General features: G+C 66.2%; 12 protein-coding genes and 1 pseudogene. 5 read left to right on the forward strand and 8 right to left on the reverse strand.

What is annotated here, in order from left to right; all coding sequences use genetic code 11:
- Positions 1–6: 6 nt before the first annotated feature.
- Genes ACFC0O_RS19600 through ACFC0O_RS19610 form a run of 3 tightly spaced genes read right to left on the reverse strand, consistent with a single transcriptional unit; the run spans position 7 to position 7722 of the window.
- A complete protein-coding gene (locus ACFC0O_RS19600) occupies positions 7–6081 on the reverse strand; it encodes an SDR family NAD(P)-dependent oxidoreductase (protein ID WP_375959709.1) in 6075 nt (2024 codons plus the stop codon).
- A 27-nt stretch (positions 6082–6108) separates the two neighbouring features.
- The gene (locus tag ACFC0O_RS19605) at positions 6109–6390 is read right to left on the reverse strand and encodes an acyl carrier protein (protein WP_375959711.1); all 282 of its coding nucleotides are present in this window, start codon (positions 6388–6390) and stop codon (positions 6109–6111) included.
- Between the two features lie 30 nt (positions 6391–6420).
- The gene (locus ACFC0O_RS19610; RefSeq protein WP_375959713.1) at positions 6421–7722 is read right to left on the reverse strand and encodes an NAD(P)/FAD-dependent oxidoreductase; all 1302 of its coding nucleotides are present in this window, start codon (positions 7720–7722) and stop codon (positions 6421–6423) included.
- Positions 7723–8026: 304 nt separating this feature from the next.
- On the opposite strand from ACFC0O_RS19610, the gene ACFC0O_RS19615 reads away from it, so the two are divergent.
- The gene (locus tag ACFC0O_RS19615; protein ID WP_375959715.1) at positions 8027–8851 is read left to right on the forward strand and encodes a UbiA family prenyltransferase; all 825 of its coding nucleotides are present in this window, start codon (positions 8027–8029) and stop codon (positions 8849–8851) included.
- Here the strand turns inward: ACFC0O_RS19615 and ACFC0O_RS19620 are convergent, their stop codons facing one another.
- Both ACFC0O_RS19620 and ACFC0O_RS19625 read right to left on the reverse strand, forming a co-directional pair.
- Positions 8852–9538, reverse strand: a complete 687-nt coding sequence (locus tag ACFC0O_RS19620) for a response regulator (protein WP_375959717.1) — start codon at positions 9536–9538, stop codon at positions 8852–8854. It lies immediately after the preceding gene.
- On the reverse strand, positions 9505–10569 hold the full coding sequence (locus tag ACFC0O_RS19625; protein WP_375959719.1) for a sensor histidine kinase: 1065 nt from the start codon (positions 10567–10569) through the stop codon (positions 9505–9507). Before ACFC0O_RS19625 ends, ACFC0O_RS19620 begins: the two co-directional genes overlap by 34 nt.
- Positions 10570–11059: 490 nt before the next feature.
- Between ACFC0O_RS19625 and ACFC0O_RS19630 the strand changes: the two genes are divergently transcribed.
- Positions 11060–12064: a hemin ABC transporter substrate-binding protein gene (locus tag ACFC0O_RS19630; RefSeq protein ID WP_375959721.1), complete on the forward strand. Its 1005-nt coding sequence runs from the start codon at positions 11060–11062 to the stop codon at positions 12062–12064.
- Here ACFC0O_RS19630 and ACFC0O_RS19635 read toward each other — a convergent pair.
- Entirely contained in the window at positions 12042–13277 is a 1236-nt protein-coding gene (locus ACFC0O_RS19635; protein ID WP_375959723.1) for a serine hydrolase domain-containing protein, read from the reverse strand. The genes ACFC0O_RS19630 and ACFC0O_RS19635 overlap by 23 nt on opposite strands.
- A 155-nt stretch (positions 13278–13432) precedes the next feature.
- On the opposite strand from ACFC0O_RS19635, the gene ACFC0O_RS19640 reads away from it, so the two are divergent.
- From ACFC0O_RS19640 to ACFC0O_RS19650, 3 genes are read left to right on the forward strand one after another with little or no spacing between them, the layout of a single operon-like run.
- Positions 13433–14272: an SDR family NAD(P)-dependent oxidoreductase gene (locus ACFC0O_RS19640; protein WP_375959725.1), complete on the forward strand. Its 840-nt coding sequence runs from the start codon at positions 13433–13435 to the stop codon at positions 14270–14272.
- A gap of 26 nt (positions 14273–14298) precedes the next feature.
- Positions 14299–15006, forward strand: coding sequence for a hypothetical protein (locus tag ACFC0O_RS19645; RefSeq protein ID WP_375959727.1), 708 nt, complete (start codon positions 14299–14301; stop codon positions 15004–15006).
- Between the two features lie 42 nt (positions 15007–15048).
- Positions 15049–16002, forward strand: coding sequence for a sigma-70 family RNA polymerase sigma factor (locus ACFC0O_RS19650; protein WP_375959729.1), 954 nt, complete (start codon positions 15049–15051; stop codon positions 16000–16002).
- A gap of 313 nt (positions 16003–16315) precedes the next feature.
- Here ACFC0O_RS19650 and ACFC0O_RS19655 read toward each other — a convergent pair whose 3' ends face one another.
- Both ACFC0O_RS19655 and ACFC0O_RS19660 read right to left on the reverse strand, forming a co-directional pair.
- Entirely contained in the window at positions 16316–17377 is a 1062-nt protein-coding gene (locus ACFC0O_RS19655; RefSeq protein ID WP_375960764.1) for an esterase/lipase family protein, read from the reverse strand.
- Positions 17307–17642, reverse strand: a pseudogene (locus ACFC0O_RS19660) (hypothetical protein); the annotation flags it as partial. The gene ACFC0O_RS19655 and the pseudogene ACFC0O_RS19660, both read right to left, overlap by 71 nt.
- Between the last annotated feature and the right edge of the window lie 159 nt (positions 17643–17801).

Genomic DNA, 17801 nt, shown 5'->3' on the forward strand with positions numbered 1-17801 from the left:
GCTAAGTCACGCTGTCCGATCCGATTGATCTGTCAGGAATTTCGCGCCCAGCGCCGCGTCGGCGACCAGTTGCACCGCATCGAAGCGCAGCAGTACCCGCCCGTCGGGCGTGCAGGCCGTGACCGCACCCTTCGCTACCGAGCCATTCACCTGTAGGGGATCCACCACCACCAGGAACTCACCGGTTCGAGGCAGTGCGTCGTAGATCTCGACCGCACCGATCGCCGTCGGCAGGCTGTTGAGTCCGGTGGCCGCGTGCACCTGTATCAGTGCCGCCTGCAACAGCAGGTCGGCCGATTCCGGTGCGTACTCCCCCGCCGCGAAAGCTCCTGCGGCGAGCGATGCTTCGACCGGTTGGCACACCGCGACCAGTCGTCCGTCCGAGGCCGTCAGGGTGCCGGTGACCCGGGCCAGCGACGGGCCGTGGAAGAGCACTCCCGAGGTGTAGGCGGTGGTCGGCTCGACGCCTGCCAGGTCGGGCAGCATGAGAGCGGGTGCGGCGGTGGAGATCTGCGCCGGTACCAGTGCGCGGAAGCGCGGGCGTCCCGACGAATCCGTCACCAGCACCTTGTCCCCGGTCACCGCCAGATCCAGGTGCTGCGGCGAATTCTCGTCGAACACCAGACCTTTCAGCACTGAGAAATCGGTCAGCCGGGAGAACACACCGCCGCGCAGCCGTTGCACCGCTCCCAGGATCGCCCCGACCGCCGCCGTGGCCGGCAGTACCGCGATGCCGCCGATGGCATGGTCGGACAGCACCTCATCGTCTGCCAGACCGGTCAGCGGCACCCGCAGAATCGCTGTGCCGGAGCCGATCTCACGCGAGGGTTTGACCGAGAGCGGCTGATTCGGACCGACCACACTCACCACATCGTGTGCGCGGGCGGCGCTGAACTGCTCGGTGAAGAAATCGACACCGACCGGGAGCGGGATGAGAGTGACCCCGCGCTCGGCGAACATGCGCTCCAGTTCCGGGGTCACCATGCCGCCCGCCCACGCGCCCCAGTTCACCGAGGTGACCCGGGCTCGCGGGAGTCGGCGGCGCAATGCGGTGGCGACCCGGTTCAGAGCCTCATTCGCACTGGCATAACTGGATTGGCCGCGATTGCCGAAGAATCCGGCGATGGAGGAGAACAGCACCACATGGGTGAGCCGCTCTTCGCCGAGCGCGTCGAGCACCGAGCGCAATCCGGCCAGCTTCGTCGCCAGCACCGGGCCGACATCGGCGGCGCGCTGATCGACAATCGCCTTGTCGGCGAGTACGCCCGCGCCGTGCACGAGGCCGGTGATCCGAGCCCGGTACGGTGCGAGTGCTGTTGCGGTGGCGGCGGTGTCGGTGACATCCACGGCCACGTACTCGGCCGTGGCTCCCGCGGCCCGGATCGCCGCCAGGGTTTCCCGGATCTCTCGACCGGCGACCATGCCGCGATAGATCCGTTCCACCTCACGCGGAGTGGGTTTGGTGCCCGCCGACCGCAGTTCGGCGACGATCGCGCCCTTGAGGGCACTGTCGGGAACCCCTGCGGCCCAAGCGGGTTCGTCGGCGAGCTCGCTGCGGCCCAGCAGCAGCAGGCCACAGCGGTAGCGGCGGGCCAGGCCGATGGCGCATGCCGCGGTGACACCGCGCCCGCCGCCGGTGACGGCGAGCAGGTCGGCGGTGGTCGGATCGGGCACCGAATCGCCCTGCGGCAGCAGCGGATCGGTCCCGTCCTCGACCGTGGCGGCCAGCGTGCGACGGATCAGATCCGCCGCGATGCCGACCTCGGCCGTAGCGGTGTCCGCATCGCTGATCTCGGCGACCAACTGTGCTGCCGCCTGCTCAACGGTGAGCGCGGGGCTCACGTCGATCGCCCGGCAGAACAGCGAAGGTGCCTCGATCGCAAGGGTTTTCACCAGGCCCGGCAGGCCACCGAGCAGTCCGGCGGCATCGGCGGAACCCGAGAGACCCAGTAGCCCGTCGATGCGACTGACGGTGACGAAGCCCGCACGGCTCGTCTCGGCCCGCTCTTCGAGCGCACGCTGAGCCGAGCCCGCCAGCAGCAGCGCGGACTCGAGGGTCGCAATGGCTTCCGTCCAGTCGGCCGGGGCATCCGGAGCCAGGAACAGCACCAGATCCACCCGGCCCACCGGCAGTTCCGTGCCGCGCTGCACGGTCCAGCCCGCCGCCGTCAAGGCGTCGGTGAGAGAGTCGGCCAGCGTGCTCCCGGCGCCGGCGACCAAAGCCACCGGCGCTTCGGCGTACGCGCCGACCAGGGTGAAGACGGAGGGGATTTCGGTAAGGCGCGCCTGCATCCGGGCGATGCGGGACGCGCCATCAGCTTTTGGGTGGTTCGCCTCCGCACCGTTCGCACCGGCGAGCGCGCCGCTGATGAAGTCCACGATGCCGCCCAGGGTGCGCAATTCACCCATCTGCTCGGGTCCGGCCTGCGGGCTGTCGGGGAAGCGCTCGCCGAGCGCGCCCATGATCTCGACTCGCTTGATGGAGTCGATGCCGAGGTCGGCCTCGACGTCCATGTCCATGTCGAGCATGTCGGTGGGGTAGCCGGTCTTCTCGGCCACGACCTCGAGCAGGGCCTGGCGGACGGTCTCGGTGACGTCACCGACCGGAGCGGTAGTGGCAGGGGCCTGAGCCACGGGCGCAGCGACCGGAGCCGGAGCGACAGGCGCGGCAACCGGAGCCGGAGCAGCAACCGGGGCAGCGACCGGAGCGGGGGCGACCGGAGCAGCGGGGGCCGCAACCGGCTGGGCGACGGCTACCGGCTGGGCGTATGCCGCGGGCTGGGGAGCCGGGGCCTGGACCGGAGCGGAAATCGCCGGGGCGTAGGAGGAGTGGCCGACCTCCAGCTCGGGACGCGAAACGCGCTCGACCGGGCGGCGCACGGCGGGAGCCGCGCCACCGAGTCCGGCTTCGAGGTAGGCGAAGCCCAGCAGAACCTCGCTGGCCTGGCCGTGGGCCTGACCGATCGCGACGCTCTGATCGCTGACCGAGGCCAGTCCGGCCACCGTGCGGTCACTCAGCGTGCCCTGCAGGGCGTCGTATTCCAGGATGCCGCTGAGCCTTTCGGCGACCCGCAGCTGGCTGCTCAGGTATTCGCGGTGCAGGGCCAGGTGGTCGCCCGCCATGCTGTCATGTCCGGTCGGGTGCGCGGCAGGAGCCGGAGCCGGAGCGGTCACGGTGTGGCCGTTGCCATTTCCGTTGCCATTGCCATTCCCGTTGCCGTTTCCGGCGACCGGGGCGGCGGGTGCGGGGACCTGGTACCCGTTCTCGAGCGCGTCGCGATAGGCCTCGCGGCGCTCCTCGGACACATAGTTGATGCCGTTCAAGGGAATCCTCATTCCTTTGGTCTCGACTACTTCGGGGGCTGGTGCGCTGTAGCGGTTGAATCCGGCCAGGGGCAGTCCGAGGACCGCGAGCCGCGCGGCCAGCTGTTTGAGCGAACGGTCACCGTCGGTTCCGGGGCCCGCGTCGGCGGCCAGCACGACTACGTCGTCCCGATCGGCCAGGATCTTGCGCACGAGACCGGAAAGCACCGACTTGGGACCGAATTCGACGAACACCCGGTACCCGGCCTCGTACATCTCGAGCACTCGCGGGGCGAAAGCCACCGGCTGCGAGAGCTGTTCGACCAGCACCGACCGATTGGCTTCGAGGTCCGCGGTGTACTCGGCGTTCGCGGTATTGGCGAACACCGGGATGAGCGGCCGGGTGAAGGACGCCTGTGCGACCGCGTCCCGGAACGCCGGAATCCCGTGCGCCACATAGGGGGTATGGAATGCGGCGGACACCGGCAGCAGGTTCGCGCCGAGCCCGAGCTGGTTGGCAGCTTCGGCGAAGGCGCGCACGGCGTCGGTGCCGCCGCCCACCACCGTCTGCTCGGGGGCGTTGAGATTGCACACCACGACATCGGGATGCGCTGCCAGCAGGTCGGTGAGTTGCTCCGGGGCGCACCGCAATGCGGCCATGGTGCCGCGATCCGATTCGCCCTCGGGCAGTTGCGCCATCGCCCGGCCACGTGCTCGGGCCAAACGGTGGAAACCGTCCTCATCAACGGCTCCGGCGGCCCACAGCGCGGTGAGTTCACCGAAGCTGTGACCCATCGCGCCCTCGGCCGCGAAGCCGAGCTCGGTCAGGTAGCGGTACTGCCCCGCCGACAGCGCACCGATCGACGGCTGCGCGAAATCGGTGCGGCGCAACGCTTCCTCGCCTGCGGACGCGGTGTCCGCGTCGAAGGACTGGGGCGGGAAGAGCACCCGGCTCAACGGTTCACTCGGATCGGAGATGCGGCTGGCCGCGTCCAGTGCGGCACGGACGGGCGGTACCGCGAGTGCGGCTCGGCCGCCCATGCCGACGTACTGGCTGCCCTGTCCGGCGAACAGCGCGGCGACCTTACCGGGCACCTCGGCGCGACGCCGGTACCACGCCCCGCCGGGCAGTTCGAACGATTCGATCGTCGGTTCTGCGCGCAGCCGCTCAATTGCCTTGTCCCGCAGGGTATTCAATTCAGCAACGTCGCGGGCGACCACTGCCAGGCGCGGCTGGTCGGCTTCTAATGCGCCCTCGAGCGATGCGCCGGACGGCTTCGCGGCGACCTCGGCCAGCAGTGCGTCCACATCCGCGCCCTGCCACAGGTGCACCTGGTAATCCCGGTGCAGTGCACGCGCATCCGCGCCGGAGGGATCGTATTCCTCCAGCACACAGTGGAAATTGGTGCCGCCGAAGCCGAACGACGAGCTCGCCGCCCGCCGCCGCTCACGCGCGGGCTCCAGCACCCAGGGCCGCGTGGTCGTATTCACCCAGAACGGCGAATTCGGGAAATCGACCGATTCCTTGGGCTTTTCGACATTGATGGTCGGCGGCAACACCTTCTGGTGCAGTGCCATCGACAGCTTGATCAGCCCGGCCGCTCCGGCCGCCGCCTTGGTGTGGCCGATCTGGGATTTGACGCTGCCCACCGCGCAGAACTGCTTGTCCTCGCTCGCCTCGGCGAAAACCGCACGCAGCGCGGACAATTCGGTGACATCGCCGACCGCGGTGCCGGTGCCGTGGCATTCGAGCAGGCCGATCTGCTCCGGACCGAAACCGGCGTCGTCGTACGCCCGCTGCAGCGCGACGATCTGACCTTCCTTGCGCGGGGCGTAGATGCTCTTGAAGCGCCCATCACTGGAACTGCCGATACCGCGCAGCACCGAGTAGATGCGATCGCCATCGCGCTCGGCGTCGGCCAGGCGCTTGAGCGCCAGCATGCCCATGCCCTCACCGATCATGGTGCCGTCGGAGTTCTCGTCGAACGGCCGGATCACCCCGGACTTGGACAGCGCGGGGGTCTTGCTGAAGCACAGGTACATCAGGATGGTGTTCTCGGCGTCGCAGCCGCCGCTGATCATCAGATCGGCACGGCCCGAGACCAATTCGGCCACCGCCATGTGCACCGCGGCCAGCGAGCTCGCGCAGGCGGCGTCGACCGTGCAGTTGGTGCCGCCCAGATCGAAGCGATTCGCGATGCGCCCGGACACGACATTGCCGAGCATGCCCGGGAAGGAGTTCTCCTCCCAGGGCGCGAACGCCTTGACGAACTTGGCCGCGATCTCCTCCGCGTCCTGATCACTCAGACCGCAGCTGCGCACGACCTCTTTGAGCACCGGGGTCTGCAAACGGGTCGCCAGCGGCTGGGTCAGCGAATTCGCGCCGGTGATACCGAGAATGACGCCGGTGCGGCTCGAGTCGTACCACGTCGAATCCGGTGCGCCCGCGTCCGCGAGGGTCTGCTTGGCCACCACCAGGCTCAGCAATTGCAGTACATCGGTGACCTCGAGCTGGTTCGGCGGCAGACCGAACTCCAGCGGATTGAAGTCGACCGTCGGAATGAATCCGCCGCGCTTGGCATAGGTCTTGTCCGGGGCGCTGGGATCGGGGTCGTAGTGGTCCTCGATCTTCCAGTGCGATTCGGGCACATCCTCGATGCAGTCGGCGGCCTCGACCACATTGGTCCAGAATTCCGACAGGTCGGCCGAACGCGGGAACAGCGCGCCCAGTCCCACGATCGCGATCGGGGTATCGCTCAGCTTCATCCGATTGTCCATTGCATATCCTCGGCGATGTTCGACCGGTCAGGCCGCCGCGAGGCGGTCCTTCTCGGTGACGATGTAGCGGGCCAGCTCAGCGATGGTCGGGTGGTACCACAGGGCCGTGGTCTCCAGCTCGAAACCGAGCCAGGATTCCAGTTCGTTGCCCAGTACCAGGGCTTCGGTGGAATCGAGTCCGAAGGAATCGAAGAAGTCGTCGAAGGAGATTTCCGAGGGCTCGGCCTGCAATTTGAAGGCGATCTTCTCGGCCAGCCAGTCCTGGACCTGTTCGACGGTGAGGGCGGGGACGTCAACCTTTTCGGTCATGATGAAAACTCCAGCAGCTGTTCGAAATGGTCAGAGTGCACTATCGATGGAGAGACTGCGCAGCACCGCGTCGGCCGCGGCCGTGCCGGAATCGAAACCGGACTCGTGGCTGCCGACGATATCGATGCCCATCTTCCGCGAGTGGAAATACGATCCGGCGAACTTCACCCGCGAATCGCCCGCATTGATGGTGTGAATGGTGGATTGCAGCGCCCGGGCCGCGGTGGTGAACACCGGATGCCGGTAGTCGAATTCCCGGATAATTCGTTCGGGATCGATAACGAACGGATAGTCCAGGGTGAGGAAGTAATCGGTCTCGCTGGTGAAGTCGTGCAGCGAATTCAGGTAGTAGACGACCCACGTGCTCATATCGTCGTTACCGCCCGAGCGCGCGTAATTCCAGCTCCGCCATTTCTCCCGATCCAGCGGCATACAGGCGGCATCGGTGTGCAGCGCGGCGCGCGTGGTGTTGTACTGGATCGCCTCGAGCGCACGCTGGGGTTCGGTCGGAGCGGCGAGCACATTCAGCGCGTCATCGGCGTGCAGGGCGATGATCGCCTCGTCGAAGTGCTGGGTGCCCTCGGCGGTCGTCACCGTGACCCCGCTCGCGTCCTCGGCGACCCGCTCGACCGCGGTGCCGAGCCTGATGTCCTGTCCGGCCGCGCGCAACCGCTCGAGCGCGGCCCGCACGTAATTGATGCTGCCTCCGGTTACCGTGCGCCACGGCGCGGTTCGGCCGCCGAGGCCTTCGCGACCGTGTCCGAGGAAGAACGCGATCACCGTCGCGGCGGGCATATCCCAGATGCGGTCGGCGGGCACGGACCACGCGGCGGTGGCGACCAGCACGATGAATCCGTAGCGGAAGGTGTCGCTGTAACCGTTCGCGGTCAGATAGTCGCCGAGTGACATCTCGGCCTGCTTGCGGATGAAGTGCCCCGGCGATTCGGTGTAGAAGCGCTCGGCCTCGGCCCACAGCTGGACGAAATCGGCCGGATATTTGGCCCGGATCGCGGCCTCGTCCAGTTCGAAATCATCGGAGACGTAGCAGACCCGGGTGTCGGCGTTGTGGAAGCTGAACCGGCCCGGATGCGCCTGGCAGGCCACGCCGAGATCGGCGAAGAACTGCGTGATTTTCTGGTAGTGCGGCTCGTTGTAGACAATGAAGGCCGTATCCAGGCCGAGCGTCCGGCCCGCATCGGTAACTTCGACGGAATTCGCGTGTCCGCCGGCAACGGCTTCTTTTTCGAATACCGTCACCTCGGCATGCCCGCGCAGGTGATAAGCAGCCGATATGCCTGCTATTCCGGCGCCGATCACTGCCACCTTTGCCATGCCTACCCCTTCACGGTTGATCACGATTCCGTCTCATCTAAACAGGATCGGCCGCCGCACTGAAGGTCACAAAGGGAGCACACGGACGTGTATCTAAAGTGGTACACGGCCGCATTTAAAATGAAACGAGTTATAGAAAACGGCTGGTGGGTGGACCATTTCGCGTGCGATCTGTAAGACTGCGAGCATGGCGATCAACAGTCGAACGTCGGAATATTCCATGAGAACCGCAGCCCTCCCGATTGTTAAACCAGTACGAATTCTATTTCTCTGTTTCATCGAAGCGCGACCGGCTGTTCAATTGATGTTCGCACTACGTTTCATCGCGGCATCGAGTTTGACCGCATCGCAGTTTTCCGGCATTCCGCATGCTGCCTGGACCGATTACCTGTGCGCGCTGCTCGCCTGGTTCCTGGCGACCGTCCACGTCTATTTGCTCAACGGCATCGCCGACAGCGTGAACGACCGGATCAACGGGGTGGGGCGGCCGGTGGGACGCGGTGAGCTGGATCCGCGCGATGCCACCACCGCCGCCTGGGTCATCGCGGCGGCCGCGCTCGGATTCGCGGTATTCGTCGGCCTCACCATGACCGTGCTGGTGATCGCGTTCCTGGCATTGGGTTACGCGTATTCGATGCCCCCGTTCCGGCTCAGCCGCACCTGGGCCGGGTCGAGTCTGATCGTCACCCTCGGTGGGCTCTGCACCTATCTGGCCGGAGCCGTCGCCACCGGGGCACCGCGCACCGCCGATCTGATCGTCTTCGCCGTGGCGATGTCGCTGTGGATGGGGCTGGTCGGAGCCGTGGTCAAGGACTTCTCCGATGTCGCGGGTGACCGGGCCGCGCATCGGCGCGTACTGACCCTGCTGGTCGGTGAAATGCGTTTGCGCACCTGGATTTCCGTGGCCGCGGCCGCGGTCGCCGGTGGACTCGCGATCGGCGCGTACCACCTGCCCGTACTCGAATACCCCTGCGCTGCGGTGATTTTCGGTGCCGCGCTGGTCATCGGCTACACGCTCACCACTCGCTATCGCGATCCGCGACCGGTGAGCAGGCGGCCCTACCGAGCGTTCATGATCACTCAGATGGCCGCCAATTTCGGTGCGGTGCTGAGCGTTCTGCCGGTGTGATCACTCCGGCGAATACGGACCGATGAGCTTGGCCGCGGTCGCGCGTTTGACGGTGTCCAGACGCGAGACCGCGCCGAGCTTGCGAAAGATATTGCGCAGGTGCCGCTTCACCGTGCCCTCGGTAATGCCGAGGGCATTGGCGATCTGCCGATTGCTCATCGCGCTCGCCACCAGTTCCACGATCTCCACCTCGCGCGCGGTGAGCGCCTGATCGGGCGATTCCGACCGGCTGTCGGCCCGCGCCCGGCGATCCTCCTGCCAGGACACGTAGACGATGACCTCGCCGTCACCGTCGGCGGTGCGGATCGCCGACAGCAGCGTCTCGAGCCGGGCGCTCTTGTGCAGATAGCCGGCGATGCCGTGCTCGACCAGTTCCCGGATCAGGCTCATATCCTGATGCATGCTCACGATCAGCACCCGCGATGCGGGACTGGCCTGCTGCAACTTTCGCAATGTCTGCACGACGTCATCCCCCGGGATCTCGACATCGAGGATCACCACATCCGGTTGCAGCAACTCGGCCCGCTCCACACCGGCGCGGCCGTCGGCCGCCTCACCGATCACGGTGATATCGCTTGCCTGGTCCAGGATTTCGCAGAGGGCGCCGCGCAGCATGTTGTGATCGTCGATCACCAGCACCGATATCATCGCGGTCAGCGCGCCTCGTCGATCGTCAGCGGAATCCATAACGCGATGCGGGTACCGGTTCCGGGGCAGGAGCCGAAGGTCACCGAACCCGAAAGCGCTTCGGCGCGTTCGCGCATCGAGGTGAGCCCGTTAGCGCGGCGCGGCCGAGTGGGATCGAAGCCGATTCCGTTGTCCACCACGCGCGCCCAGACCTCGTGCGGTGCCAGATCGACCTCGACGGATACCTTGGTCGCCTGCGCATGCGCGAAGGCGTTGCGCAGTGCCTCGCGCAGTACCAGGAAGACCTCGTCCAGCGCTTCGGCGGACACCCAGGACTGCGAACCGTTGACCCGAATGTCCACGACCGGGACCGTCCGGCACAGCGATTGCACGAAGGCCGTCAGCGCATCTCGCAGCGACGTGCCGCCCTCGACGGTGCGCAATCCCGATGTGATCGCGGCCAATTCGGAGATCGCGTCCGAGAGCACATCGGCGGCGGACTCAATGCCTTTGCGGCCCTTGGGTTCTCCCGCCGCGATGATCTCGAGCTGATGCATGGCCAGGCTGAGCGTGTTGCCGAGGCGATCATGGATCTCGCGGGCGAGCATGCGCCGGTCGGCATCGTTGACTATGCGGATCTGATCGAGCAGGAAGGCGTCGTACCCCTTCGCGCCCGCCTCCAGCCGGGTGAACAGACTGCGGCTCAGCTGTGTGGCCAGATCCGCGATCCGATGCCGTGCCTCGACCCGCCCGGATTTCACCACATCCGTCGCCTCGGCCAGCACCAGTTCGAACAGGATCATGGCCGCGCGCACCGAGGAGTCCGGCCGAATCCCCCGGCCGCCACGGCGTTCGGCCATATCCACGATCGCCTGGAGTGGAACCTGCACGCCGGTCGGCTGCCCGTCCTCATCCAGGGTCTCGGCGCATTCGCCGATGATCCGGCACGCCTGTATGACGCATTCGTCCCAGACCTCGGGGTCCGCGACCAGTGCGCTGCCGATGAGTTCGAGTTCGCGGCGATATCTGTCGAGTACGTCCTGCTGTCGCGCCTTCAGCAGCTCCGCCACCGTGCCCGGATCCCGGCTCATGCGCCGAACTCCCGGATGCGCGAACATTCGGCAATCCCGTGGCAATGATGACCGTGCACAATCGCTCGGCGCCAGCGCAATATCCATGCCACGGTTGCCATTTCAGATTTTCCCCTTTGCGTCCCACCCACGGTGCGCCGGGATATCAACTGACCGATACCCTCGGGTTAACGGCACTCTACCCAACAATCGCAAGGTCATCGACCGGACCAATACCGGGCGTACCGGACAGCACCCGCCGGAAAACTACTGGTCAATCGACCTATTAGCTCGGGCTTCGGAAGACGTTCACCTGCGACGCGTCGCGTTCATCTCCGGAGTCGCGCGGCCGCCCGCAATACCCCCACCTGGTGACTTCCGGGCGCAGCCGCGGTGCGCGCGTGAACACCGGGTGAAATCCGCAAAACCATTGCAGGAAGCCGATTTCCACACCCGCAACCGCTAAAATTGAGTAGCGAGCGGTGCGCTGCGACCGCATATCATGACAATCATGTTCAGCGGCGGCAAACTCGGAATCCTAGCCATCGGGCTTTCCCTCGCGCTCGCCCTCGGTGCGTGCTCATCACAGTCGCCCGCCAAAGTCTCAGCTGGCGGCGAAGTTACAGCAACCCTGGCCGATCCCGATCCGACGCCGATCGCGTCCGAGCCGCATCCGGTGCTACCGGTCACGCTCCGCGGTTTCGACGGTGCCACCGTCACGGTCTCCGATATCGATCGCATCATCGCCGTCGACCGCTTCGGCACCCTGGCCCAAACCGTTTACGCGCTCGGCCTCGGCCCGCATCTGGTCGGCCGCAGCACCGCCGCGAAGCTTCCGGCGATCATCAACCGCCCCGATGTCACCCCCAATGGGGAATCCATGAGTGTGGAAGCGGTCCTGGCCCTGCACCCCACGGTGCTGCTCACCGATGCCACCACCGGCACCGCCGCGGTCTTCGAACAGCTGCGCGCGGCCGGGGTCACCCTCGTATTCTTCGATCCCGCAAGAACACTCGCCGGAACCGGCCCGCAGATCCAAGCGGTCGCGGACGCCCTCGGCGTCCACGATGCGGGCACCGCCCTCGCCGCCCGCACCACCACGGAGATCCAAGCCGCCACCGCGGCGATCACCCCGCCCAACCCCCAGCCCCGCATCGCCTTCATCTACCTGCGCGGCACCGCCCTCACCATGCTCGCGGGCCCCGGCTCGGGAGCCGACGCCCTCATCACCGGCCTGCGCGCCCAAGACGCAGGCACCGCGGCCGGTCTCACCGAACCCTTCGTCACCATCACCAGCGAAGCCCTCATCACCGCCCGCCCCGACATCCTGCTGGTCATGACCGACGGCCTGGCCTCCATCGGCGGCCCCTCCGCCCTCTACAAACTCCCCGGCGTAGCCCAAACCCCCGCCGGCCGCGACCACCGCATCATCGACATGTCCGACGACGTCCTACTCTGCTTCGGCCCCAACACCGGCCGAGTCCTGGCCGCCCTCAGCCACGCGGTCTATCGCTGACCTCCCCGCACGCCCGGCGCAGCGGCTCGGACCAGGGCAGCCAGCGCGGATCGGGTCCGCCCGTATCGTCGCCGACCATATTGGTGCACGTATAAGCCACGGCGACACCGGATTCGGGATGCGCGAAGCCGATGCGGCCGCCGGTGCCGACCTGCCCGAACGCGCCTTCGCCGAGCAGTTGAACCGGACGGGTGAGTTCATAGCCGTGGGCGAAATAGTTGCTACGCGGCATGATTCGCAGCGGTCCCGGGTGATTCAGCCCTTCGGTTTGCGGTTGCCGTGCCCGCCGCACAGCTTCGGCGCTGAGCAGTCGAATACCGTCGACCTCGCCGATGGTCGCGGCGAACATGCGCGCTACCGAACGCGCGTTCCCGATGCCATTGCCGGAGGGCACCTCCGCCGCATGCCCTTCGCGGCTGTTGAGCAGTCTCATGCCTTCATCGCGGGTCGCGACCGTCGCGAGGGTGGCGCGAATCAGCCGCTCGCTCACATCGACTCCCATGCGGGTCAGCAGCGCCTCGACCTCGGCGACGCCGGGTTCTCGCCGCCGAGTGAATTGCGGAACCACACGATGTTCCTGGTTCTCCGGCAAGCCGATCCACAAGCTCAATCCCAGCGGTTCGGCGATCTCGGCGGCCAGGAACTCACCAACGCTCTTGCCGGTGATCCGCCGAATCAGCTCACCGGCCAGGTAACCCCAGGTCAGGGAGTGATAGTAGAACGCGGTGCCCGGCTCCCACAGCGGGGTCATCGACGCCAGCGCGGACACGCATGCCGCCCAATCGGTCAATTCTCGCGCCCCGATGGCGGATTCGGCATCGAAACTGGACAGGCCACCACGATGCGACAGCAGATCGGCCACCGTGATCCCAGCCTTACCGCCCGCCGCGAACTCGGGCCAGTACTCCCGAACCGGCGCATCGAGATCGAGCAGGCCGCGATCGATCAGGATGTGCACGCACGTCGCGGTCATCCCCTTCGACACCGACATGAGCACCGTCAGCGACTCCGCGTCCCAGCTCTTGCCCGATTCCGGGTCCTGCCCCGTCCACAGATCCACGACGACCCGCCCACGCCGATAGACGCAGAGCTGCGCCCCGCCCTCGTCACCGTCGTGCGCCCGCGCGAAACCGTCCCGCACCGCCTCGAACCCGTGCTCGACAAATCCCTCCACCAGCAACCCCCATACCTCCCGGACGAGATCGACGGGCACACCTGAGCGGCGAAACCCCTTCGCTCCCAGAACAATATTCGAGCGGTCACAGGTGCACACGGCCTGCTTCCGTCATGGCCGCGGATCTTGTGGTGCCATCCGGTCGACCGCGCGTGACAAGCCACCGATGACTTTCGCGGTGCTGTCGCCTCTGTATGAGTAGGCGGACTTACGCCGGGCTGAACAACCGGAAAGAGAAGAAGATGTTGCTCGAAGGCAAGAACGTGGTCATCTACGGTGCGGGCGGGGCCGTGGGCGGTGCGGTGGCTCGCGGATTCGCCCGTGAGGGGGCCAGGGTTTTTCTGACCGGACGAGATTCTGGCGCTCTCGATGCCGCCGCCAAGGAGATTGCGGCGGCGGGCGGGGTTGCCGAGACCGCCGTGGTCGACGCGGTGGATGAGCGGGCCGTCGCCGGGCATCTCGAGGCAGTGGTCGCCGCGACCGGTGGAATCGATGTGTCGTTCAATGCGATCGGGATCTCGCCGCGGGGATTGCAGGGCATTCCGCTGGCGGAGCTGCCGGTCGAGAATTTCCTGCTTCCGATCACGACGTACACGCGGGCGCATTTCGTAACAGCGAAATCCGCTGCACGGCACATGATTCCCCGCGGCTCAGGCGTGATCATGATGCATACGCCCGAACCCGCCCGCGCGAGTATGCCGCTGGTCGGTGGGATGAGCGTGGGCTGGGCGGCGATGGAGGCGCTCAATCGCGCGCTGTCCGCGGAATGGGGGCGGCACGGCGTGCGCTCGGTATGCCTGCGCACGACCGGCATGGTCGAGACGCCGGTAATCGATGTGGTGTATGGGCTGCATGCCGATGCGCTGGGCATCACCAGGGACCAATTCACGGCTGCCGCAATTGATTTGACCCATCGCAAGCGTCCAACCACGCTGGCCGAGCTCACCGCGGTCGCGGTGTTTCTCGCCTCCGATCACGCGTCGGCGATGACCGGCACCGTCGCCAATCTGACCGGCGGACTCATCGTCGACTGAGCACAATCCGACACAGGAGCAGAGCAATGAATGATCTTATCGCGAACGCCATTGCCGCACATGGTGGTTCGCATCGGTGGAGTCGCATCCGGACAATTCACCTCGATGCCACGATCACCGGGGCATTCTGGCAGATCAAGGGGCAGGGTGACGCGCTGAAGGACGTTCACGTGGAGGTTGACACCACGCGAGAGCGACTGACCATGGACTTCACCGGTCAGGACCGACGGTCGGTGTTTGCGCCCGACCGGGTCGTGCTCGAGCGTGCCGATGGGACGATCATCGGCGCACGTGAGGACCCGGAGCGGTCGTTCGACGGCCACCAGTTCCAAACGCCTTGGGACGAGCTGCATCTCGCGTACTTCACCGGTGAGGCACTGTGGACGTATCTGAACACGCCGTTCCTGTTCATGTGGCCGGGGTTCGTGTGCGACGAGATCGCGCCCATCGAATCCGGCGGTGAAACCTGGCGGCGGCTACGCGTGAGGTTCCCCGACCACATCAAGACCCACACCCGTGAACAGACCTTCTGCTTCGGCCCGGACGGGCTGCTGCGCCGTCACGACTTCACCATCGACATCGTCGACCCGGCCACCGAATCACATCTGTACGCCACCGACTATCGCGACGTCGACGGCATCATCATTCCCGCGACCCGGCGGGCCTACACCACGATGGGCGGCGACCAGATCGTGCTGGTCGCCATCGACATGGCCGATATCACCGTTCGATGAGATGACCCCTACACGCGACAGGATCACCGGATCATGCATTCCATGACCGAAACCAACACCGGCAACGAGGATTTCGGACAGCTCAGCGCACCGTACCGACGGGAGTTGCTCGCCTACTGCTACCGCATGCTCGGCTCGGTCGAGGATGCCGAGGAGGTGGTGCAGGAGGTCTATCTCGACGCCTGGCGCGCATATGACCGATTCGAAGCCCGTTCGTCATTGCGCACCTGGCTCTACCGCATCGCTACCCGCGCATGTTTCAAAGCGCTGGAAAGGATCCGGCGCAGACCACTGCCCGCCGACCTCGGTGACCCCGAGCCGAATCCGGGCATCGGGCCGATCCCGCGAAACCCGGAAATACCGTGGTTACAGCCGATACCCGACTATCTGTTCACCAGCGCGCCAGACGATCCGGAAACCGTTGTGGTGCAGCGACAATCACTGCGCCTGGCGTTGATGGGGGCACTGCAACAGCTCCCACCACGACAGCGCGCCGTGCTCATCCTGCGGGATGTACTGCAGTGGCGCACAACCGAAGTCGCCGAACTGCTCCAGATGTCAACCGCGGCCGTCAACAGCGCTCTGCAACGCGCACGATCCCAGATCCCGCTCAGCCAGGACGGTCTCACCGAACCGGATGAGCCACACCAGCGAGATCTGCTGAACCGCTACGCCCTCGCCTTCGAAACCGCCGATGTCGATCAACTCGTAACCGTCCTGACCGAAGACGCGCGGTGGGAAATGCCGCCCATCGCACTATGGTTCGAAGGTCGCGATACCGTGTGCGCCTTCCTGGCGCGACAGATGCGGATCATCGGCCCCGCCGACGTGGTCGCCACCTCCGCCAATGGTCAGCCCGCTTTCGCGGTGTACCGGCGCGGTGTGGACGGCACCCGCCGACCGCACGCCGTGCACGTCCTGACATTCGACGCCGAGGGCATCAGCAGGGTCGTGGCATTCCACGGCGCCCGATTGTTCCCGCTGTTCGGACTCTGACCGGGCAGCGCCATGTCCGAATCCGAGAACTCCGCCGACTCCGCACTGCGCGCACAACTGAGACTGTTCTGTGCGCTCATGCTCGACTCCGCCGACGCGGCCGACCGCGTACTTCAGCAGATCTACAGTCAGGCAGGCGATTCCCCCGACGAGAGCTGCTCATCGACGCGCGTTCGACTGTTCCGCATCGCGGCCGAGCTTTGTGGCATTCGTCCGCTGATCTGCGCCGATACTCCCCCACACTCGTCTGCTACGCGAGCACATCGTCAATCGCGCCCATGACATGCCGTATCCAAGGTATGTCCGCCCGCACTCAGCCCAGGGCGTAGAGCGGCACCAAGGTGCACGGCGGTGTGAGGGCATGCGCGGGGTCGAGCGCGTTCGCGACCATCGCGACCGCGGCCGGCGAGTACGGCTGCGCGAAATGCTGCGAAAGATCAATGGGGCAAGCGTCATTGATGTATCGGGTGACGGCGTTGGACGCACCAGCCGGTGCGTGCATTCCGCCGAGCAGGCCGATCTCATCGGTGAGATCGGTGATCTGGGTGTATTCGATCGCCGGCTGCAGCGGTTGGATCTTTTCCCATGCCCACGGGTCGGCAAAGTTCAGGTACAGCGGTGGAATACGTCCGTTGTTCAGGATCGCTTGAAACAGCGACTCGGGAATGATGTTGCGCGCCAACGCCGTAACGTCGACCGGAAGCCCGGTCGACGCATACGGCGACGACATCAGCACCATTTTCCCGACCTTGTCCGCACCGCCGAGGACATTGAGGTAATAGCGGTCGACGAGTCCGCCCTGGGAATGCCCGACCAGATCGACCCGCGCCGCACCGGTCGCGGCCAGCACCCGATCCACCACATCGCGAACCTCGACCGCCGAATCCGGAATCGGATCCATACCGTTGAGCCCCGGCGGAATGCGGTAGACCGTGCGCCCGTAATCCACTGTGAAGACACAGAATCCGAGATTGCTCAGGTAGGGAGCCAGGGAGGTCCAATTCACCGCCGCAGACAGAAATGTCGAGCCGGTCAGGACCACCGGCGCGGGATGGTCGGCGGACGGGTGGCACGAGTAATCGTTCGCGCCCGGAACAGGGCCGTCCCATCCGCTCACCGCGACCCGAATCATCTCGCTATTGCCATAGGGCACAGGCAGTGACTGCGCGTGCGCGACCGTGCCGGAACCTGCCAGGACGGCGATTGCCGCGCACGCTGCGGTCGCAAATCGCCCGAATCCTGACATAAGGCACCCCCTGGTCGTAGACAACGCGGTTGGGCGGTCGGAAGTCTTCCGGCCGCGTTCAGTGTTGGCAGAGCCATTCGGTGCCGTAGTGTCCGGCATTGCCGCCCTCGAGATGAACCCAGCGGCCATCGCCTTCACAGGGCGCGCTCGCGACCTTGTCGCCGTTCTGCGCCGGGGTGGTCGTCTCGACCGGCGGTGGCGTCGTAATATCCGGTCCCGCACCGTGATTGGGGTTGGTGCAGATGGTGCCCTCGCACGGGACCCAGGTGCCGTCGCCGTTCGGATTCGGGATGGCGTTGGGGCCGACGTAACTGCCGAGCGGGCAGCCCGGATCTTGATTCTTCGCGCAGTATTCGGCGCTGAGGTTGTTGCCGGTGGAGCCGTCCGCTCCGCGCTTCTCGGTTGTAGTCGGAGCGGGCTGCACCGAGGTGGGGGTGATCGACGTCGTCGTCGCGACCGCTCGAGTGGTCGAGGCGGCGGTGGTGCTCGGCGAGGTCGTGGAGCTGCTGGAACATGCTGCGGCACCGGCGATCAGAGCCAGTCCCGCCAGGGC

It is taken from the genome of Nocardia sp. NPDC056100 (assembly GCF_042266325.1).
GTDB lineage: Bacteria > Actinomycetota > Actinomycetes > Mycobacteriales > Mycobacteriaceae > Nocardia.